Source organism: Occultella aeris, from assembly GCF_902703175.1.
Taxonomy (GTDB): Bacteria; Actinomycetota; Actinomycetes; order Actinomycetales; family Beutenbergiaceae; genus Occultella; species Occultella aeris.
The window spans coordinates 39,499-58,531 of the sequence record NZ_CACRYJ010000035.1; the positions used below are offsets into that span (position 1 = coordinate 39,499).

General features: G+C 72.0%; 19 protein-coding genes. 6 read left to right on the forward strand and 13 right to left on the reverse strand.

All coding sequences use genetic code 11. From position 1 onward, the window contains the following. Window positions 1-49: 49 nt before the first annotated feature. Window positions 50-1,198, forward strand: a complete 1,149-nt coding sequence (locus HALOF300_RS13045) for a glutamate--cysteine ligase (protein ID WP_156741371.1) — start codon at window positions 50-52, stop codon at window positions 1,196-1,198. 32 nt (window positions 1,199-1,230) lie between these two features. On the opposite strand, the gene HALOF300_RS13050 is transcribed toward HALOF300_RS13045, so the two are convergent. After that, window positions 1,231-1,614: a hypothetical protein gene (locus HALOF300_RS13050; protein ID WP_156741372.1), complete on the reverse strand. Its 384-nt coding sequence runs from the start codon at window positions 1,612-1,614 to the stop codon at window positions 1,231-1,233. Between the two features lie 91 nt (window positions 1,615-1,705). On the opposite strand from HALOF300_RS13050, the gene HALOF300_RS13055 reads away from it, so the two are divergent. Both HALOF300_RS13055 and HALOF300_RS13060 read left to right on the forward strand, forming a co-directional pair. Next, entirely contained in the window at window positions 1,706-2,059 is a 354-nt protein-coding gene (locus HALOF300_RS13055; protein WP_231955329.1) for a PadR family transcriptional regulator, read from the forward strand. Then, window positions 2,056-2,571: an HAAS signaling domain-containing protein gene (locus tag HALOF300_RS13060; protein WP_156741373.1), complete on the forward strand. Its 516-nt coding sequence runs from the start codon at window positions 2,056-2,058 to the stop codon at window positions 2,569-2,571. Before HALOF300_RS13055 ends, HALOF300_RS13060 begins: the two co-directional genes overlap by 4 nt. A gap of 28 nt (window positions 2,572-2,599) precedes the next feature. On the opposite strand, the gene HALOF300_RS13065 is transcribed toward HALOF300_RS13060, so the two are convergent. The 10 genes from HALOF300_RS13065 to glmS all read right to left on the reverse strand — a co-directional run bounded on the left by HALOF300_RS13065 (window position 2,600) and on the right by glmS (window position 13,982). After that, window positions 2,600-4,255: a glycoside hydrolase family 3 N-terminal domain-containing protein gene (locus tag HALOF300_RS13065; RefSeq protein WP_231955330.1), complete on the reverse strand. Its 1,656-nt coding sequence runs from the start codon at window positions 4,253-4,255 to the stop codon at window positions 2,600-2,602. Then, window positions 4,252-5,301, reverse strand: coding sequence for a tRNA (adenosine(37)-N6)-threonylcarbamoyltransferase complex transferase subunit TsaD (gene tsaD / locus HALOF300_RS13070; RefSeq protein WP_156741374.1), 1,050 nt, complete (start codon window positions 5,299-5,301; stop codon window positions 4,252-4,254). The genes HALOF300_RS13065 and tsaD overlap by 4 nt, the downstream gene beginning before the upstream one ends. Window positions 5,302-5,383: 82 nt before the next feature. Next, window positions 5,384-6,331: a sulfurtransferase gene (locus tag HALOF300_RS13075; protein ID WP_408636836.1), complete on the reverse strand. Its 948-nt coding sequence runs from the start codon at window positions 6,329-6,331 to the stop codon at window positions 5,384-5,386. Between the two features lie 4 nt (window positions 6,332-6,335). Beyond that, a complete protein-coding gene (gene rimI, locus HALOF300_RS13080; protein ID WP_156741375.1) occupies window positions 6,336-6,827 on the reverse strand; it encodes a ribosomal protein S18-alanine N-acetyltransferase in 492 nt (163 codons plus the stop codon). Window positions 6,828-6,850: 23 nt separating this feature from the next. Next, on the reverse strand, window positions 6,851-7,576 hold the full coding sequence (gene tsaB, locus HALOF300_RS13085; protein WP_231955331.1) for a tRNA (adenosine(37)-N6)-threonylcarbamoyltransferase complex dimerization subunit type 1 TsaB: 726 nt from the start codon (window positions 7,574-7,576) through the stop codon (window positions 6,851-6,853). A gap of 40 nt (window positions 7,577-7,616) precedes the next feature. Further along, window positions 7,617-9,377 (reverse strand): alanine racemase, encoded by a 1,761-nt coding sequence (gene alr, locus HALOF300_RS13090; protein ID WP_156741377.1) that lies wholly within the window; start codon window positions 9,375-9,377, stop codon window positions 7,617-7,619. Between the two features lie 4 nt (window positions 9,378-9,381). Continuing rightward, the gene (locus HALOF300_RS13095) at window positions 9,382-10,998 is read right to left on the reverse strand and encodes an NAD(P)H-hydrate dehydratase (protein ID WP_156741378.1); all 1,617 of its coding nucleotides are present in this window, start codon (window positions 10,996-10,998) and stop codon (window positions 9,382-9,384) included. Between the two features lie 202 nt (window positions 10,999-11,200). Continuing rightward, window positions 11,201-11,767: a GNAT family N-acetyltransferase gene (locus HALOF300_RS13100; protein ID WP_156741379.1), complete on the reverse strand. Its 567-nt coding sequence runs from the start codon at window positions 11,765-11,767 to the stop codon at window positions 11,201-11,203. Continuing rightward, window positions 11,764-12,114, reverse strand: a complete 351-nt coding sequence (locus HALOF300_RS13105) for a holo-ACP synthase (RefSeq protein ID WP_156741380.1) — start codon at window positions 12,112-12,114, stop codon at window positions 11,764-11,766. Before HALOF300_RS13105 ends, HALOF300_RS13100 begins: the two co-directional genes overlap by 4 nt. Before the next feature lie 8 nt (window positions 12,115-12,122). Continuing rightward, on the reverse strand, window positions 12,123-13,982 hold the full coding sequence (gene glmS / locus HALOF300_RS13110) for a glutamine--fructose-6-phosphate transaminase (isomerizing) (protein WP_156741381.1): 1,860 nt from the start codon (window positions 13,980-13,982) through the stop codon (window positions 12,123-12,125). A gap of 78 nt (window positions 13,983-14,060) precedes the next feature. Between glmS and coaA the strand changes: the two genes are divergently transcribed. Together coaA and HALOF300_RS13120 are read left to right on the forward strand one after the other, a co-directional pair. Beyond that, entirely contained in the window at window positions 14,061-15,044 is a 984-nt protein-coding gene (gene coaA / locus HALOF300_RS13115; protein WP_156741391.1) for a type I pantothenate kinase, read from the forward strand. Between the two features lie 2 nt (window positions 15,045-15,046). Continuing rightward, window positions 15,047-16,591 (forward strand): carboxylesterase family protein, encoded by a 1,545-nt coding sequence (locus HALOF300_RS13120; protein WP_156741382.1) that lies wholly within the window; start codon window positions 15,047-15,049, stop codon window positions 16,589-16,591. Window positions 16,592-16,604: 13 nt separating this feature from the next. Here the strand turns inward: HALOF300_RS13120 and HALOF300_RS13125 are convergent, their stop codons facing one another. After that, window positions 16,605-17,288, reverse strand: a complete 684-nt coding sequence (locus HALOF300_RS13125) for a DedA family protein (protein ID WP_156741383.1) — start codon at window positions 17,286-17,288, stop codon at window positions 16,605-16,607. A 303-nt stretch (window positions 17,289-17,591) separates the two neighbouring features. Between HALOF300_RS13125 and HALOF300_RS13130 the strand changes: the two genes are divergently transcribed. Next, the gene (locus tag HALOF300_RS13130) at window positions 17,592-18,197 is read left to right on the forward strand and encodes a malonic semialdehyde reductase (RefSeq protein ID WP_156741384.1); all 606 of its coding nucleotides are present in this window, start codon (window positions 17,592-17,594) and stop codon (window positions 18,195-18,197) included. Between the two features lie 16 nt (window positions 18,198-18,213). Here the strand turns inward: HALOF300_RS13130 and HALOF300_RS13135 are convergent, their stop codons facing one another. Then, window positions 18,214-18,660 (reverse strand): GNAT family N-acetyltransferase, encoded by a 447-nt coding sequence (locus HALOF300_RS13135; RefSeq protein ID WP_197522531.1) that lies wholly within the window; start codon window positions 18,658-18,660, stop codon window positions 18,214-18,216. Window positions 18,661-19,033 lie beyond the last annotated feature (373 nt).

Consider the following 19,033-nt stretch of genomic DNA (forward strand, 5'->3'; position numbering starts at 1 on the left):
ACTGCGGTGAGGGCAGGCACGGCCCGAAGCCAGGTGCCAAGATGAGCCGGTGACGATCGAGTTCGCGAGTTCGGCCCGCTCCAGCCTCGGCGTGGAGTGGGAGCTGGCCCTGGTGGATACCGACTCCGGGGACCTGCGCCAGGTGGCGCAGACGGTCCTCGACGCCGTCGCGCCGGCGGACGGCTCCCAGCACCCGGCGATCCGCCAGGAGCTCCTCCTGAACACGGTCGAGGTGGTCTCCGGGGTGTGCGAGCGGGTCCCCGACGCGATGGCGGATCTCGCCGCCGGCATCGCACTCGTGCGGGAGGTCGCCGATCCGCTGCGGGTGGAGCTGATGAGCGCCGGCACCCACCCGTTCGCGCACTGGGGCAACCAGAAGGTGACCGACAAGGCCCGGTACGCCACCCTGATCGACCGCACCCAGTGGTGGGGCCGGCAGATGCTCATCTACGGCGTGCATGTGCACGTCGGCATCGAGGACCGGGACAAGGTCCTACCGATCCTGAACGCGCTGCTGGCCTACTACCCGCACCTGCTAGCCCTCTCGGCGTCGTCGCCGTTCTGGGACGGCCGGGACACCGGGTACGCCTCCAACCGGGCGCTGCTGTTCCAACAGCTCCCGACGGCGGGGCTCCCGTTCACGACGATCGGCAGTTGGACGGACCTCGAGCACTACGTCGGGGACATGCTGCACACCGGCGTGATCGACGATTTCGACGAGATCCGTTGGGACCTGCGCCCCTCCCCCAAGTTCGGCACCCTCGAGATGCGCATCTGCGACGGGATCTCGAACGCGCTCGAGCTCGGTGCGGTCGCGGCCCTGACGCACTGCCTCGTCGAGTTCCTGTCCCGTCTCATCGATGCGGGCGAGGCCCTGCCGAGCATCTCACCCTGGTTCCTCGCCGAGAACAAGTGGCGCTCGGCCAGGTACGGACTCGAGGCGATCGTGATCCTCGACGAGGCCGGCACCGAGGAGCTCGTCACCGACCATCTCCTCGAGCTGCTCGGCCTCCTCGCCCCAGTGGCCGCGGACCTGGGCTGCGTGAGCGAGCTCGACGGGATCCGCGAGATCATCGCCACCGGCGGCTCGTATCGGCGCCAGCGCGCCGTGGCCGCGGGCAGCGGCGGTGCGCTCGACGCGGTCGTGGCGCACCTCGTGGCCGAGTTCCGGGCCGGCCGCCCGCTCCCGCCCGGCTGAGTCGCCCGGCTCCGCCGCGCTCTGCTCGCTTGTCAGCCGCTCGCACGCAGCCGCACCCGGGCGGCCCTGCCACGGATCCAGAGCATGGCCACGATCACGAAGCCAAGACCGACGCAGGCCGGCACCACGAAGCCCCAGGCACCACCGGTGACCTCGCCCGCGCCGAAGCGGTCAACGAGCAGACTCGCCCACAGTGGTGCGCCGATGACCAGGGGTAGACCGAGCACGGCGAGGGATCGCTCCGAGGCGGTCCACAGCGGCGATGCTCCGACGAGCACGATCCCGACGACGAGCAGCACCAGCGGGTAGACGAACACCGCCAGCAGGGCGCCTGCGGCGATCGAGAGCAGCGCGACCGGTGGCACCCAGGCACCGGTCAGCCGCGGAGGTAGGTCCGGGGGCGGTTCGCTTCGCATCTCGGAGGCTCACGCTACTGCCTCGGCGGACCGGCTAGTCGCCATCATCTACTAGTTGCCATTGCCGAATAGCAGGCGTAACCTCCTATCCGTGGAGAACGAGCCACCGCAGGTGCGCGACCCGCAGCTCCTCAAGGGGGTGCTGCCGATGCTGGTCCTCGCCCTGCTGGAGGAGGACGAGTCCTACGGGTACGAGCTCGTGACCCGGCTGCACGGGGCCGGCCTGGTCGGCGTCGCCCCCGGCACCGTCTACCCCGTGCTGACCAGGCTGGAGCGCGAGGGCAATCTGGCCTCGCGCCTGGTCGCATCCGATGCGGGACCGGCCCGCAAGTACTACCGACCCACCGACACCGGCCGCGCGGCACTCACCCTCGCGGGTGCGGGCTGGCGTTCGCTCGCCGCCGTCGTCGATCACGTGCTCGCCACCCCCGAGGAGGAACGATGACCACCACCACCCCGAGCCTGGCCGAGCGCTGGCGGCGCTTCGTCTACCTGGAGACCGTCGAGCTGTTCCTCGATGCGATGCCCCGCCGCCGCCGACGGGCCGTGCTCGCCGAACTGCGCGAGAACATCGACGCCGCCACGGCCGACGTCGGGCTCACGGCCGCCCTTGCGGACCTCGGCGGGCCGCGCCAGCTCGCCGCCCGCTACCTCGAGTCCGAGCCGCAGGGCCGGCCGACCTGGCACATCGGCACGCTCGCCGCGTCGATCGTGTTCGCGGTCTGGCTGCTCGGCACCGTCGTGTACACGTTCGGCATGCTGGACGCACTCCTGGCACAGTCGCAGGCGAGCGCCACCGCTGAGGGGAGCTTCTTCGGCGTCCGGATCCTCGCAGAGGCCGGCCCGGAGGTACTCGGCGCGGAGTTCCGCGGGATCGCGTGGCCCGCAGTCGCGGCAATGGTCGTGGTCTTCGGGGTGTTCTCCCGGGTGTGGCGGCTCCTGCCCAGCCCGAACTGAAGCGCCTGAACTGCCCGAGCCCGCTCGGTCAGCAGATCGTCGCAGGCAGATCGGAGACCTGGACCGGCAGGCTTCCCGACGCGGGCGCCGCGCCGGTGAGCACGGCGGCCACCGCCGCGAGGGCCTGGGCGGTGCGCCCATAGGTGGCGAGACGAACGGGCGCATCGGTCTCGGTGAGCAGCCACGGCTCGTCCAGGACGATCGCCACGTCGGCACTGCCCGACGGCGTCGCTCCGGTGAGCAGGCGCACCTCGCTGTCGGCGGGCTGCTCGAGCGGCACCACGTCGAGGCCGGCGGCCTCGGCGGCGGCGACGAACGCGTCCCAGTCGGCGGTGCTGCCGCCCCGCACATGGATCGACGACCCGACCAGGGCACCGCCGCACTCGCCGGCCACCTGCGTGATCGCGGCCGCCGAGAGCGCGAGTGACGCCGGGGCCGCGGAGCCAACGTCCGCCGTCGTCACCGGCTGGCCCGCGGCGGCGATTCCGGCCTGCCACCGCATCAGCGCGATCACCCGGCCCGCGGCCTCGTCCACGCGGTCCCGGCTCAGGGTGCCGTCGGCGAGCGCGGCAACGATGCCGGCGTGGGCCGCGGGGACGTCGGTCGGCCCGAGGAGCAGGTCCGCGCCCGCCTGCAACGCCATGACCGAGATCTGGGCCGAGTCCCAGGTCTGGGTGAGCGCGCCCATGTCCAGCCCGTCGGTGATCGCCACGCCGGTGAATCCGAGATCCTCGCGCAGGACCCGGTAAGCCTCGGGCGACAAGGACGCGGGCAGACTCGGGTCCCAGGCCTCGACGGCGATGTGGCCCATCATGACGGTGGGTGTGCCGGCGTCGATGGCCTGCGCGAACGGCACCAGGTCACGGTCGGCGAGCTCCTCGGCGCTGGCGCCCTGCACGGGCAGCCCCTGATGGGAGTCGACGGTGAGCGATCCGTGACCTGGGAAGTGCTTGACGCTGGAGACGACGCCGCCCGCGGTGAAACCCTGCGTCGCTGCGACGACGGCGCGGGCCGCCCGATCGGGATCGGAGCTCGCCGAGCGCATCCCGATGGTGACGTCGGCGGGACCCACGGTGACGTCGGCGTCCGGCGCGAAGTCGTAGTTCAGTCCCGAGGCGCGCAGTTCCAGCGCCATCGCCTGTGCCGCGGCCGTCACGACGACCGGGTCGTCCGCGGCCCCCGCGGACATGAACGACGGGAACGAGGTCCAGGCCCCTGAATCGGCACCCAGCCGTTGGACGAGTCCGCCCTCGTTGTCCACCGCGAAGATCGCAGGCCAGTCCCGGCCCGCCGCGGCCTGGGCCGCCTGCAGTGCGTCGCCGGTGGCGGCGACCTGGTCCACGGAGGCGACGTTCTCGGAGAACAGCACCAGACCGGCCAGATGGTTCTCGGTGAGGGTGCTCGCGGCGACCGCGGGATCGGTGCCCGGGTAGCGCGCGAGCAGGACCTGACCGGCCACCTCCTCCGGCGCCATCGCAGCGGCTGCTGCGATGGCGTCGGCGACGTCGGTGGGTGTCGGTCCCCAGGCGAGCGGTTCCTCGGTGGGTTCCGGGGTGGTCGGCGCCTGCTCCTCGGTGGTCTCGGTGGGGCTCGGCTCGGGCGGACCGGTCGGTGTGCAGGCAGTCGCCACGAGCGCGAGCATCGCCGCGAGCGCGAGGGTGCGGGCTGGCGCCCGGCGCCTCATACGTGGGCCAGCACGTCGGTCAGCGGCATGCCCGAGTCGATCGTGATGTCCAGCGTCGACGGCGGAAGTCCGGCCGCGAGGACCGCGGAGCCGAGGGCCGCGATCATGGCGCCGTTGTCCGTGCAGTACCGGATCGGTGGGATCCGCAGGGTGATTCCGGCCGCGTCGAGCCGCTCGGCGGCCAGGTCCCGCAGCCGGGAGTTCGCGGAGAAGCCGCCGCCGATCACCACCGTGCTCACACCATGTGCGGCGCACGCGTTGAGGGTCTTGGTGACCAGGACGTCGGCAACCGCCTCGGAGAACGACGCCGCGATGTCCGCCGCGGGTACCTCCCGACCGGCGTCCTCGTAGCCCTCCACGACCCGCGCGACGGCGGTCTTCAGCCCCGAGAAGGAGAAGTCGTACGGGTGCCGGGCGAGGTCCTTGGCCCGGCTCAGTCCACGCGGGAACGCGATCGCCGACCGGTCGCCGGTCTGCGAGAGGCGGTCCACGTGCGGGCCGCCGGGGTAGGGCAGCCCGAGGAGCCGGCCGACCTTGTCGAAGGCCTCGCCCGCCGCGTCATCGAGGGTCTGGCCGAGTTCGGTCACGTCGGTCGCGATGTCCCGGACCAGGAGCAGGCTGGAGTGGCCGCCGGAGACCACGAGGCCGAGGAACTCCTCGGGGAACGCTCCGTGCACGAGGGCGTCGACGGCCACGTGACCGAGGACGTGGTTCACGCCGTACAGGGGGCGGTCGATCGCGAGTGCGAGGGCTTTGGCCGCGGACACCCCGACGGTGAGCGAGCCGACCAGGCCGGGCCCCGCCGTCACCGCGATCGCGTCGACGTCGGCCAGGCTCACCTCGGCGCGCTCCAGGGCCGCGTCCAGTGTCGGTACGAAGGACTCCAGGTGCGCGCGGCTGGCCACCTCGGGGACGATTCCGCCGAACCGGGCGTGATCATCCATCGAGGAGGCGGTGACGTCGGTGAGCAGGTCCAGGCCACGAACCAGGGCGATCCCGGTCTCGTCGCAGGACGTCTCGATGCCGAGGACGAGCGGTTGGGCCATGGCTCAACCTTACGACCGTCCCGCCGGTGGCTCGTATCGGTGCGTCACCGGCCGGCACCGCAGCCGGCGCGGTCGGCCGCGACTACTCCGGCCGGCCCGGTGACTCCGCGGACGGCGGCCGTGGATCGAATCCGGTGGCCACCGGCCTGGCCGCGTCGGCGGACCACTGGGACCAGGAGCCCGGGTACAGCGTCGCCGGCACACCGATACTGGCCAGTGCGGCCACCTCGTGGGCGGCCGTCACGCCGGACCCGCAGTAGACGACGACCTCGACGTCCGGACCGACGCCGGCCTCGGCGAACCTCTCCCGGAGCTGCTCCGCGGGGCGGAAGGTGAGGTCCTCGGTCAGGTTCGCGACCGTCGGCGCGTTGTGGGCGCCGGGGATGTGCCCGGCGCGCGGGTCGATCGGCTCGTTCTGGCCGGAGTAGCGCTCCGGGGCGCGGGCGTCCAGCAGGACCGCGGCACCGCCGTCGGGGCGGCCGGCGAGTTCGGCCACGCGGGCCGCGTCGGCGACGGGCATCCCACCGGCGGTCAGGGTCACATCGCCGGGCGTGACCCCGACGGCACCGTCCTCGAGGATCCCCCCGATGGTGTGCCAGGCGGCGAGCCCACCATCGAGGATCCGGACGTCGGCGATGCCGCCCCAGCGCAGCAGCCACCACGCCCGCGCGGCAGCCGTGCCGCCGGAGTCGTCGTAGACCACCACAGTGTCGCCGTCACCGACGCCCCAACTGCGGGCGGCGGCCTGCAGGTCCGCCACGTCCGGGAGCGGGTGCCGCCCGGTCTCGGGCGCGGGCGGGCCGGAGAGGTCCGCGTCGAGGTCGACGAACTGCGCGCCCGGGATGTGGCCGGCGATGTAGAACCGGCGCCCGTCGGGCTCGGCGAGCGACCAGCGCACGTCGAGCACCACGAGGTGCGTGCCGCCGTCGGTGCCAAGCAGTTCCTGCAACTGCTGGGCCGTGATCAACACCGTGGCCCTGCTGGCACCGTTGGCACTGCTGCTGCCGGCGTCGCTGTCGAACGTGCTCACGTGCTCACTCCTCGATCACTTCCGATCCAACCGGGCCAGGTCGCCGACGGTGGGGGGCGTCCAACGGTAGCCGCATCACGAGCGCGTCGGCGCCCTCGGGCTGGTAGTAGCGGCGTCGGACCCCGAGTGGGACGAAGCCGAGCGACGCGTACAGGGCCTGGGCACCCTCGTCATGCAGGCGTACCTCGAGGAACACGGCCTCGGCCTGGACGGACCGCGCCCGCGCGATCAGCTCGGCGAGCATGAGCCGCGCCAGGCCACGACGGCGGAACTGCGGATCCACCCCGATGGTCATGATCGTGCTCTCGGGCGCGAGGGCGATGCCGGCGTAGGCGACCACGCACCGGTCCATGGCCTCGACGACGACGTAGTGCCGGTCCGACCTGGTCAGCTCGGAGTCGTAGGCCTCGCGCGACCACGCACCGGCGCCGAAGAGGATCGGCTCCAGCTCGATGACCCGGTCCAGATCCGCCCCGGTCATCGGACGCAGGCCCATGGGTTCCGTCCTGGGCGAATCGGTCACGATGCCCGTTTGCGGCCGGGCGCGGAGTGGATGTCCGGGCGGCGCAGGTAGCGAGGTGCCGTGGAGAGGTCGCCGCCCGTGGACAGCCGGGCGATGGTGACCCGGCCGAGGACGATCGGATCGACGACTGCCTCGAGCGCGGCTGGGGCCGCGGCCGTGGCGAACGAGTCCGGGTACATCGCCGCGCCGCGACCGACCACACCGCCGTCGTCGATCAGATCGGCGAACCTGGCTGCCACTGCCGCCGGGGTGTCCACACCTGGGCCACCGAGGGTGTGCACGTCGAACGGCGCTCCGTGGTCTGCGCCGTCGGGCAGGGCAGCGTCCCGATAGTGCGCCCAGTAGACCTCTCGGCGGCGGGCGTCGGTGAGCACCAGCACCTCGGCGGCCGGTCCCGCCCCGAACAACGCCGCGTAGCCGAGCGCGTCCAACGAGCAGACCCCGTGGACGCCGATGCCGAGTGCCCGGCCCATCGTCATCGCGGTGACCAGGCCGACCCGCAGCCCGGTGAATGGCGCCGGACCTGTGCCGACGGCGATGCCGGTGAGATCCCGGGTGGTGACGCCGGCGGTATGCAGCACGGACTCCACCATCGGCGTCAGGGTCTCGGTGTGCCGCCGGGCGTCGGCGCTGCGTTCGGTGCCGAGCGGGTCGTCGCCACAGAGCAGCCCGACGGCGGCACCGTCAGAGGTGTCGACGCACAGGATCAGGGGTTCACGCACGGTCCCACTGTAGGAGGCGGACCGCGGGTGGCCCAGAACGTCAGCGGACATCGTCCGAGGCGGCCGCCTGCTCGCCGACCCGCTCGACGGCCACGCCGGTGCCGGCCAGGTCGATCCCGTCCCATCGTGCGCCGGTTCCGCGCAGCCGGGCGACCCGGCCAGGATCGGGTGCCCCGGGGTCGATCCCGGTTCCGCGCGGCCGATCCAGGCTGACCTCCAGCCGATCCTCGGAGAGTGACTCGACCACGCCTTCACCCCATTCCACGACGGTCACCGAGTCCGCGAGCGAGGTGTCCAGGTCGAGGGCGTCGACCTCGTCGAGGGACTCGAGTCGGTAGGCGTCCACATGCACGAGGTCCGGGCCGCCGATGAGGCTCGGGTGGACCCTGGCGATGATGAACGTGGGCGAGGCGATGGGGCCGCGGACCTCGAGGCCTGCGCCGATTCCCCTCGTGAGCGTGGTCTTGCCGGCGCCGAGGTCACCGGTGAGCACCACCAGGTCACCGGCCCGCAGCAGACCGGCCAGTCGGCGGCCGAGCGCCTCGGTGGCCTCCTGGTCGGGCAGCGCCACCTCGACCGTGGCCGGGACACCACTGACCGCGTTGCCGCCGGGGTCAGTGGCACCATCGGGGGAACCGACGTGGATACGCGGGATGCGCGAGCCGATCCGGGTGACGATCTCGTAGTCGATCGTGCCGACGGCGTCGGCCCAGTCGCGCGCAGTCGGCTCGTTGTGGTCTCCGGCGCCGAACAGCACGGCCCGTTCGCCTGCGGCGAGGCGGGCGCCCTCCGGGCCGAGGTCGAGGACGAACTGGTCCATGCAGACGCGCCCTGCGATGGTGTGCCGCCGTCCGGCCACCTGCACGGGGGCGACGTTCGAGCCATGCCTCGGGACGCCGTCGCCGTAGCCGATCGGCACCACCCCGAGCACCGTGTCCCGGGTGGTGGTGTAGGTGTGGCCGTAGGAGACCCCCTGGCCCGCGGGCGCGGCCTTCACGAGCGCGAGGTCGGCCTCCAGGCGCATCGCCGGGCGCAGGCCGAGCTCGGTGGCGCTGCGGTGGGTGAACGGGGACAGCCCGTAGATGGACAGTCCCGGGCGGACCAGGTCGTAGTGGGCCTCGGGTAGGGCGAGCGTGGCCGCCGAGTTCGCGAGGTGGCGCACCTCGAGGCGGGCACCGGCGGCGTCGGCGCGACGCAGGGCCTCGTCGAAGACCTCGATCTGCGCGTGCACGCCGGGGTGGCCGGGCTCATCGGCACGAGCCAGATGGGACCAGACGCCGACGACCTGCACCTCGCCCCGCTGCTCGGCGGCCAGGGCAGCATGCAGCAGTTCCGTCCAGGGTTCGAGGAACGAGCCGCCGCGGCCGAGGCCGGTGTCCACCTTCAGGTGCACCCGAGCGGGCCGACCCGCCTCGCGGGCCGCGTCGATCACCTCGGTCATGGCCCACGGGGCGGGCACGGAGAGGTCGATGCGAGCGCCGATGGCGGCAGCGAACGGCGCACCGGGTGCGTACATCCAGGCGAGCACGGGCACCTCATGGCCGGCAGCGCGGAGCGCGAACGCGCCGTCCAGCTGCGCCGTGCCGAGCCAGCCGGCGCCCGCCTCGAGGGCCGCCCCGGCCACCGGCAGGAGGCCGTGGCCGTAGCCGTCGGCCTTGACCACGGCCATCACGGCGGCCGACGGCGCGGCCTGCGCCAGCCGGCGCACGTTCGCCCGGATCGCGTCGAGATCGACGATCACCCGGGCCGGGTAGTACCCGCTGCCCGCATCGCCGGGAGGCACGTTCACTCCAGATTCCACCGGCTCAGTGTGCCAGGATTCCGCGGACGACCTCGGGCACGGCCGCCGCGATGTCCGAGGCCGTGATCGGGGCGCCCGGGTCCCGGTCGTCGAGAGGACCCCGACCGGTCGCCGAGACCGGGTCACCAACCGGGCTCGGACCTCCCTCCGAACCACGCCGGTTCCGGGCGGCCCACACCCCGGCACGCCCGTGCACCAGGGCGGCGGCAGCCGCCAGTTCGCCGGCCGGGGCATCGGAGCCCGCCAGCAGCGCGCCGAGGATGCCGGCGAGGACGTCCCCGGACCCTGCGGTAGCCAGCCAGCCGGTACCGTCGGACTGGCTGAACACCGTGCCGCCGGGCTGCGCCACCACGGTGACTGCACCCTTGAGCAGCACCGTCGCCCCGGTGAGTTCGGTGGCCCGCTGCGCCCACCGGGCCGGATCCGCCTCGATCGTGGACCGCTCGACCGGGTCGCCGCCGCGCGTCGTCAGGAGCCGGGCGAGCTCGCCCGCGTGCGGGGTGAGCACGACCCGGCGGCCGGCGAGCGCCGTCGGGTCCGTCGGGAGCCAGTCCAGTCCCCCGGCGTCCACGACCAGGGCGACCTCGGAGTCCACCAGGGCCCGGCCGGCGGACTCCGGGACGGGCGCGCCGACGGCGATCCCGGGGCCGAGGACCATGGCCTGGACCCGGCCGGCCGCGGTGACCACCTCGGGGTGCCTGGCCAGCACCATCCGGGCCGCGCCCTCGGGGCCCAGATAACGGACCATCCCGCAGCCGGTCCGCAGGGCACCGCTGCTGGCGAGCACCGCGGCCCCGGGATACGCATCCGAACCAGCCAGCAGCCCGACCACGCCCCGGGTGTACTTGTGGTCGGCCGGACCGGGCACCGGCCACAGATCGGCGACGTCCACCCCGAGCAGCCGGCGCACCGGTGCCGGCCGGGCGGCGAGGGCCTCGGCCAGGCCAAGGTCGACGAGTTCGACCCGGCCCGCGCGGGCCGCGGCGGGCGGCAGCAGCAGCGCGGGCTTGAGCCCGATCATCGTGACCGTGACGTCGGCCCGGACCGCCTCGCCCGGCACCGCGCCGACGTCGGACTCGAGGCCGCTCGGCACGTCGATGGCCACGACGAGCGGATCGAGGATCGACCGCTCGCGGCGCTCGTTCAGGGCCGCGACGAGAGCGCCCGACACCCCGCGCAGGCCACCGGTCAGCCCGATCCCGGCGATGGCGTCGATCCAGATGTCCGCGTCATCCGCGACGGCGAGCACGGGCGCGAGACCGGGCGCCGGCATGCCGGTGTGGCCCTGGGCGCCGTCCCCGGACACGGGAAGGAGCCGCACCCCGGCCCGCCGCGCGGCGGCGAGCCCTTCGGGATGCACCCGCTCGCGCAGCAGCGCGGCGGTGACGACGAGCCCACGGCGGGCGAGGTGGGCTGCCGCGAACAGCCCGTCGCCGCCGTTGTTCCCGCCTCCGGCGAGGACCAGGGCGCGGGCACCGACCAGAGCGAGACCACGCCGTCGGGCCTCGGCGACGACCGCGGCCGCGACCGCGTAGGCGGCCCGTTCCATGAGGGGTTCGCCTGCCGCGAGGGCCGGAGCCTCGGCGGCCCGGATCGCCTCGGCCGGGTACGCGTGCCTCATCGCCGGGCCACCACCGTCAGGTGCAGCGCCGTGTCGCAGCCGGTGCCTGCGGGGCGGGCCGGGCCGTTCATGGCTGGATCCACCGTCTCAGTGTGCCAGGATTCCGCGGTCGTCCTCTGGCGGTGCCACCCCTCATGCCCGACGGCGGGGCGGAGCCCCCTTGAGTGGGTCGACGCCCCCTGGGCTCAACGTGGCGTCTCGTTCAGAGGGAGCGCTGCAGCAGCATCGTGCTCACACTGTGGCCGTGCTTGACCCCGACGTCGCGCAGCACGCCGACCACCTCGAAGCCGAGGCGTTGGTGCAGGGGCAATGAACCGGCTGCGGCGGGGTCGTCGGCGACCACGGCGATCACCTGCCGCACGCCGGCGAGTGAGCAGGCGTCGAGCAATGCGGACAGGAGCCGGGTCCCGACCCCGCGACCCTGGGCATCGGGAGCGATATAGATCGTGTCCTCGACCGTGTACCGGTAGGAGTCCTTCGGCCGCCAGGGCGTGGCGTAGGCGTACCCGACGACCGTGCCGGCATCCTCGGCCACGAGGAACGGCAGGCCTCGGGCCGCGAGGTCCGCGAGGCGCGCTGCCCACGCATCGGGCGACGGCGGGTCCTCGTCGAATGTCACGGCGGTACCGGTCACATACGGCTCGAGGATCGCCGCGGCGGCGGGCAGGTCATCTCGCGTCGCGACGCGGATCGTGGGGCGGGCAGCCGGCCGGCCGGGACGCGGATCAGGTACCGACGCGGGGTCCGGGCCAGATGGCGGGGCCGTCATCGTTCGGCGACCGCCACCGCCGACGCGATGCCGGCGTCGTGGGAGATCGACAGGTGCCAGGAGGTGATGCCCAGTCGGTCCGCGACGGCCGCGACGGATCCGGTCAGGTCGACGACCGGGGGGCCGCCGCTGACCCGGTGCACGGTGGCGTCCTGCCAGCTCATGCCGCCGGGGGCGCCGAGGGCCTTGGCGATCGCCTCCTTGGCCGCGAAGCGGGCTGCGAGCGAGGCGGGCGGGAGGTCGCGTTCGGCCGGTGTGAACAGTCGCTCGCGCAACCGCGGCGTGCGTTCGATGGTGGCGAGGAAGCGGGCCACGTCCACCACGTCGATGCCCACGCCGACGATCACCGCGTCCCCTACTCCACCGTGACGGACTTGGCCAGGTTCCGGGGCTGGTCGACGTCGAGGCCCTTCGCTGTGGCCAGCGCGGCCGCGAAGATCTGCAGCGGGACCACCGAGACGAGGGGGGCGAGCAGCGTGGGGGTCTGCGGGATCCGAAAGATCTCGTCCGCGTACGGGACGACCGCCTCGTCGCCGTCCTCGGCGATCACCATGGTGTGCGCGCCGCGGGCGCGGATCTCCTGGATATTGGAGATGACCTTGGCGTGCAGCGCGTCCCGGCCCCGCGGGGACGGGACGATCACGAACACCGGCTGACCCTCCTCGACCAGGGCGATCGGGCCGTGCTTGAGCTCACCGGCCGCGAATCCCTCGGCGTGGATGTACGCGAGCTCCTTGAGCTTCAGCGCACCCTCGAGGGCGACCGGGAATCCGACGTGCCTGCCGAGGAAGAGTACGGTCGGCTCGTCCTTCATGCTCCGCGCCACGGCGCGGACATGCTCCTCGTTGTCCACGACGCGCTGGATCTTCTCCGGCATCGCGCGCAACTGGGCCAGGTCCTCGGCGATCTCGTCCGCGAACTTGTTGCCGCGCAGCTGGGCGAGGTAGAGCCCGAGCAGGTAGCAGGCGGTGATCTGCGCGAGGAACGCCTTGGTGGACGCCACGGCGATCTCGGGGCCGGCATGCGTGTACAGCACCGCATCGGACTCCCGCGCGATCGTGGAGCCGTGGGTGTTGACGATGGCCAGCACCTTGGCCCCCTGTTCGCGGGCGTGCCGGACCGCCATGATCGTGTCCATCGTCTCCCCGGACTGGGAGACGGCGACCACCAGCGTCTTCTCGCTCACGACCGGGTCGCGGTAGCGGAACTCGTGCGCGAGTTCGACCTCGACGGGGATCCGGCACCAATGCTCGATCGCGTACTTCGCCACGTGGCCGGCGTAGGCGGCGGTGCCGCACGCGATCACGACGATCTTGTCGACGGTGCGCAGAACGGACTCGCGGATGCGCATCTCATCGAGCTGGAGCCTGCCATCGGTACCGGCACGGCCGAGGAGCGTATCGGCGACCGCCTGTGGCTGGTCGTGGATCTCCTTGTCCATGAACGTCGCGAAGCCGCCCTTGACGGCCGCCTCCGCATCCCAGTCCACGGTGTACCGGCGTGCCTCGACGGCGTTGCCCGCGGTGTCGATGACGCGGACCTGGTCGGCGGTGATCGTGACGATCTGGTCCTGGCCCATCTCCATCGCCTCGCGGGTGGAGGAGATGAACGCCGAGACGTCGCTGCCGAGGAAGTTCTCGCCCTCACCGAGCCCGATGACGAGCGGCGAGTTGCGGCGGGCGCCGACGACCGTGTCCGGCTCGTCCGCGTGGGTGGCCAGCAGCGTGAAGGCACCCTCCAGCCGGCCGACGGTCAGCCGCATCGCCTCGGTGAGGTTCTGGGTCTCGTCGTGGTGGCGCGCGAGGAGGTGGGCCACCACCTCCGTGTCGGTCTCTGACAGGAACTCGACGCCCGTCTGACTCAGCTCGGCCTTGAGCTGGGCGAAGTTCTCGATGATGCCGTTGTGGATCAGCGCCAGCCTGCCCCCGCCGGCCAGGTGCGGGTGAGCGTTGACGTCCGTGGGCCCACCGTGGGTGGCCCACCGGGTGTGCCCGATGGCCGCGGTTCCCGCGGGCAGGTCGCGACGCTCGAGCTCGGCGAGCAGATTCGCGAGCTTTCCGGCCTTCTTCGCCGAGACCATGCCCTCCGGAGTCGTCACGGCGACACCGGCCGAGTCGTAGCCCCGGTACTCGAGGCGACGCAGCCCTTCGACGACGACTTCGAGCGGCCGCGGACTTGCCGAGGCGGGGCCCACGTATCCGACGATTCCACACATGTGGACCAGAGTATCCGCCGCTGGGCCCGTTCCCGGCTCGTCCCGTGTGCGGCGTGGATCACGGTGGGGTGGGAGAGTATGGGCGTGGTCCTTCCCGACGTCACACGGTTCCAGCCGTTGCCGAGCGCCTCCGGTTCTCCGTTCGTGGAGTTCGACCGAGCCGCCTGGAGCCGGCTGTCCGCCTCCACACCACTGCCCCTGACCGCGGCCGACATCGAGAACCTCCGCGGGCTCGGTGACCCGATCGACCTGGCCGAGGTCGACACCGGGTACCGCCCGCTGTCCCGGCTCCTCACCCTGTACGTGGCCGCCTCCCAGCGGCTGCGTGCCACCACATCCACGTTCCTCGGTGAGCCCGCCCACCGCACCCCGTTCGTGATCGGGGTCGCCGGTTCCGTCGCCGTCGGCAAGTCCACGGCGGCCCGCGTCCTGCGTGAGATGTTGCGCCGCTGGCCGGAGACGCCGCGCGTGGAACTCGTCACGACCGACGGCTTCCTGTACCCGAACGCCGAGCTCGAACGCCGCGGCCTGATGGAGCGCAAGGGCTTCCCGGAGTCCTACGACCGGCGCGGGCTCCTGGACTTCCTCATCGAGGTGAAGGCCGGGACCGAACAGGTCACCGCTCCCGTCTACGACCACGTGCGCTATGACATCGTGCAGGACCGCCGCGTGGTGGTGCGGAGCCCCGAGGTGCTGATCGTCGAGGGGCTGAACGTGCTCGCGCCGGCCCGGGTCAGTGCCGACGGTGAGTCGTCGCTCGCCGTCAGTGACTTCTTCGACTTCTCCATCTACATCGACGCGGCCACCGAGGACATCCGCCGGTGGTACGTCGAGCGCTTCCTGGACCTGCGGCAGACGTCCTTCTCGAACCCGGACTCCTACTTCCACCGGTACGCCGACCTCGACGACGACCAGGCACGTCGGCGGGCCGGACAGATCTGGGAGGCCATCAACGGTCCGAACCTGGTCGAGAACGTCCTGCCAACGCGCGGCCGCGCGACCCTGGTGCTGAGCAAGGACGCGGACCACCGGCTGAGCCGGTTCCGGCTGCGGAAGATCTAGGCATGACCGTTCCCTTCGACGAACACAGCAGTGCTCCGGTCGCGACCACGCGGTCCGGTCGGGTCCGCGGGACCCGGCGACCAGGTTCGCTCGCCTTCCGGGGGATCCCGTACGCGGCAGCCCCGGTCGGGTCGCTACGGTTCGGGCGGCCGGCGACGCACCCGGGCTGGGACGGGACTCGCGACGCGACCAGCAATGGACCCACGCCCAGCCTCGGCCCGACCACCGATACGTACTCGATCCCGGAACCGGTGGTTGCCGGCGACGAGATCCTCAACCTGAACGTCTTCACCCCTGCCCTCGACCCCGCCGCCCGGCTTCCGGTGTACGTCTGGATCCATGGCGGCGGCTTCGTCGGCGGATCCCCCGGTGGGCCCTGGTTCGACGGCGCCGCCTTCAACGCCCGCGGCGTCGTGACCGTGGCCATCACCTACCGGCTGGGTTTCGAGGGTTACGGCCACGTCCCGGGCGCGCCGGAGAACCGGGCGCTCCTGGACTGCATCAGCGCCTTGGAGTGGGTCCGGGAGAACATCGGAGCGTTCGGTGGTGATCCCGACCGGGTCACCCTCGGCGGGCAGAGCGCGGGCGGCGGTGCCACGCTGGCCCTCCTCGCGGCGCCCGCGGCGCAGGACCTGTTCGCTGCCGCCGTCGTGCACTCGGCACCGCTGCCGGACATCGCCGGCTCGGACGCGGTCGCACAGGGCGCCATGATGGCCCGCCTGTGCGAGGTGGAGAACACGTGGGACGCCTGGCGTGAAGTCCCGCGGACCACGATCGTGGCCGCCGAGCGTTCCCTCGAGCGTGCGGATCTCTGGTCGGCCGTCCGTGACCTGCACCGGATCCTCGGCACGTCGGACCCGCTCACGGACTTCGGGCCGGTGATCGATGGTGAGCTCGTTCCGGCGGACCCGTTGGCGGCGTTCGCCGCCGGGACCGGTGCCACGAAACCGCTGCTGATCGGCACGACCAGCCACGAGTTCAACCGGGTGACGGCGCACGTCGACCGATTCCTCGCCCAGGGCTTCGCCGGGGCGCTGATGGTCGGCCTCGGGGTACCGACGATGCTGGCCCGGGCCTACCCGCGCGCCTACCCCGACTTCTCCCCGGCGGAGCTACTCGGCCAGGCGGTCACGAACCGGGTGTTCAGGATCCCGACCGTTCAGGTCGCGCTCGCCCGGACCACGGCAGCCGAGGAGGCGCCCGGCGGGACCGCGCCGGGCTCCGCGCGCTCGGCCCCGACCTGGCTCTGGGACTTCCGGTGGCGCTCCCCCGTCACCCGTCGCTCGGTGCACTGTCTCGACCTGCCGTTCGCCTGGAACGTCCTCGACGCCGAGCGGGTGGCCCGGCTGGCCGGCGACGATCCACCGCCGCACCTCGCCGAGCACATGCACGGCGAGATCGTGCGGTTCATCACCGAAGGTTCAGTCGGGTGGGACCCGTTCCGTCCGACGGCGCCCACCGCCCACATCTTCGACACCGAGTCCGTCACCGGGCGCGACCCCTACCGCTTCGAACGGCTCGCGCTGCAGGTCGTCGACGAGGACTGATCGCATCCGCGAGTCATGGGGTGCGCTCGAGGATTCCGGACCCGGAATCCGGCACCGGATCCTCGTCCGCCTCGCCATCACCCTGGTCCGGAGGATCCTGTGGCTCGAGCCCGGAACGGCGGAACAGCCGACGCATGACGAGATCGATGATCGTGCCCATCAGGAGCCCGACGAGGACACCGACCACGACGGCGATGACCGGGTGGTCGTGCAGCACCGCGCCCGCGCTGAGGCCGAGCAACACGGAGTAGATCGACCAGGTCACCGCCGCGAGCGCCGCGAACCCGGCGAACCGGCGGAACCCGAATCCGACGGCACCCGCCGTCATGTTAACCGCGACCCTGCCGATCGGGACGTACCGCGCCGACAGGATGAAGGCCCCTCCGCGTCGCTGCAGAGCTGTCTCCGCCCACGTCAATGCCCGAGCACCCCGGCGGGTGCGGAACAACCGCAGCCGACGGATCGGCACCCTGGTGCCGATCAGGTAGGCGATCACGTCACCGCAGAAGGCACCGAGTGCTGCGACGGGCAGGATCAACCAGATGCTCGGGGCGTTTCCGGTGATCGCGAGGCTCGCCAACGCGATGACCACCGACTCGCTGGGCACCGGCGGGAAGAACCCGTCGATGGTGCAGAACAGGAACAGGGCAAGCAGGACCCAGTGCGACGCTGCCATCGCGAGGACCGTCTCGACCATCAGTTCCTCCGTCTAGTTCCTACTCAACGTGACGTGCACAACCGCGACGTGCGGCTGCCTCCACGCTAAGCGGGTCGGTGCCGACCGCGGAATGGGTGACCACCCTGATCATGCCCCGGACCCAGGACAACAAACTCCCCCGGTCGTGTGATTCCCGTGGCGCCCGACTCATCCCACGGAACGATGGACGCCGGCGTCGCTCCCTCGCACGACCGGGGGATGAACACTGGATCTCAAGAGTAGGTCGCAACCCTCAGTTCATCGCCATGGAATACCGAAACCGCTCACCTGATTGAAAGTTCTATGACGACTGTCTCCGGGCTACCGACCCCGACCGCGTACGAGCACCTCTTCACCGAAGCGCACACGGTGAGCGCCTTCGACGGTCCACCCGTCACCGACGCGCAGCTCCAGCAGGCGTACGACCTGATGAAATGGGGCCCGACCGCGATGAACATCACCCCGCTACGGGTCCTGGTCCTCCGCTCGGCGCAGGCGCGGGCTCGGCTCGCTCTGCACATGTCCGAGGGGAACAGGAACAAGACCGTTGCGGCACCGCTGACCCTCGTTGCGGCGACGGACACGCGCTTCCACGCGCACCTGCCGGTCCTGGCCCCGCACCGCGCCGAGCTGGCCGTCACGCTCGAAGGTGCACCCGAACGCCGCGAGTCGATGGCGCACAAGTCGGGCCTCATCCAGGTCGGATACCTCATCGTCGCCCTGCGAGCCGCTGGTCTGCACGTCGGCCCGATGGGCGGGTTCGACGCGGCCGGCGTCGACACCGAGTTCTTCTCAGGGAGCGGGTGGCGCTCACTCCTCGTGCTCAACGTCGGCAACGCCGCGGCGCCGGACGGCGTTCGGCCCAGGGCGGCGCGCCTGAGGTTCGAAGACACCTACACCGAGCTCTGACACGTCACAGGAGCGATCAGGTCGACGGGCGTCCGGACATCCAGGCCATCCTGAGGTCCGGCGCCCGCTCCTCGTTCCCGGCACCGTCCGTCCGCTCGACCTCGACCAGGCCACGCCATCTATAGAAGTCCTGAGCCGGTGAGTTCGCCACGAACACCCAGAGGTCGAAGCCACCAGGGCGGAGCAGCTTGACCTTGTCGAGGAGCGTGCCACCGACCCCGCTGCCCTGGGCCGCAGGGTCCACGTAGAGGGCCTCCAGGTGCGCACCCGCGAGCCTTGCGAATCCACGCAGGCGGTTCGCCGCGTCGAAGAAGCCGACCACGTCATCCTCCGTCAGGTCCCACGAACTCACCCAGGCCCGAACCTCCACGTCGGAATGCACACCGGGCGGCATAGCCGCTCCCGCCGCTCGCCGAGCGGCCAGGTACACATCCGCGACCAGTGCCAGCTCCTCAGCCCGCACAGGGCGAACCACTCCTTCGACGCTCATCCGACAAAGATCCCATCGATGACGCCGAGTGCCCAGCCGGAGACCGGGCAGCCAGGCGGCCTCCGGCCGGACGGAGGCGAACCTGGTCGGCTACCGGCTGTGCGGTACGCCAGCCACGCCCGACCCACCGACGACCAAAGGCCACCCCCTGTTGGGAGTGGCCTCAGAACACGACGACCTGTCATACCGAGTCAGGGGTCGGCCGGTAGCGTGATGAAGCCCGGCCACGGTCGCACATTGCCCGCAGAATGCGACAAGGGCCACCCCGGTGTGGGGTGGCCCTTGTCTAAGTGTTGTCCGGCGGCGTCCTACTCTCCCACGTAGTCTCCCACGCAGTACCATCGGC

Excerpts from the sequence above, each read along its gene's own strand:
- HALOF300_RS13125 (WP_156741383.1), bottom strand. The coding sequence starts at position 17,288 with ATGGTCGAGACGGTCCTCGCGATGGCAGCGTCGCACTGGGTCCTGCTT.
- rimI (WP_156741375.1), bottom strand. The coding sequence starts at position 6,827 with ATGGGCCTGCGTCCGATGACCGGGGCGGATCTGGACCGGGTCATCGAG.
- HALOF300_RS13120 (WP_156741382.1), top strand. The coding sequence starts at position 15,047 with ATGACCGTTCCCTTCGACGAACACAGCAGTGCTCCGGTCGCGACCACG.
- HALOF300_RS13095 (WP_156741378.1), bottom strand. The coding sequence starts at position 10,998 with ATGAGGCACGCGTACCCGGCCGAGGCGATCCGGGCCGCCGAGGCTCCG.
- HALOF300_RS13100 (WP_156741379.1), bottom strand. The coding sequence starts at position 11,767 with ATGACGGCCCCGCCATCTGGCCCGGACCCCGCGTCGGTACCTGATCCG.
- tsaD (WP_156741374.1), bottom strand. The coding sequence starts at position 5,301 with ATGGCCCAACCGCTCGTCCTCGGCATCGAGACGTCCTGCGACGAGACC.
- HALOF300_RS13060 (WP_156741373.1), top strand. The coding sequence starts at position 2,056 with ATGACCACCACCACCCCGAGCCTGGCCGAGCGCTGGCGGCGCTTCGTC.
- coaA (WP_156741391.1), top strand. The coding sequence starts at position 14,061 with ATGGGCGTGGTCCTTCCCGACGTCACACGGTTCCAGCCGTTGCCGAGC.
- glmS (WP_156741381.1), bottom strand. The coding sequence starts at position 13,982 with ATGTGTGGAATCGTCGGATACGTGGGCCCCGCCTCGGCAAGTCCGCGG.
- HALOF300_RS13050 (WP_156741372.1), bottom strand. The coding sequence starts at position 1,614 with ATGCGAAGCGAACCGCCCCCGGACCTACCTCCGCGGCTGACCGGTGCC.
- HALOF300_RS13065 (WP_231955330.1), bottom strand. The coding sequence starts at position 4,255 with ATGAGGCGCCGGGCGCCAGCCCGCACCCTCGCGCTCGCGGCGATGCTC.
- HALOF300_RS13130 (WP_156741384.1), top strand. The coding sequence starts at position 17,592 with ATGACGACTGTCTCCGGGCTACCGACCCCGACCGCGTACGAGCACCTC.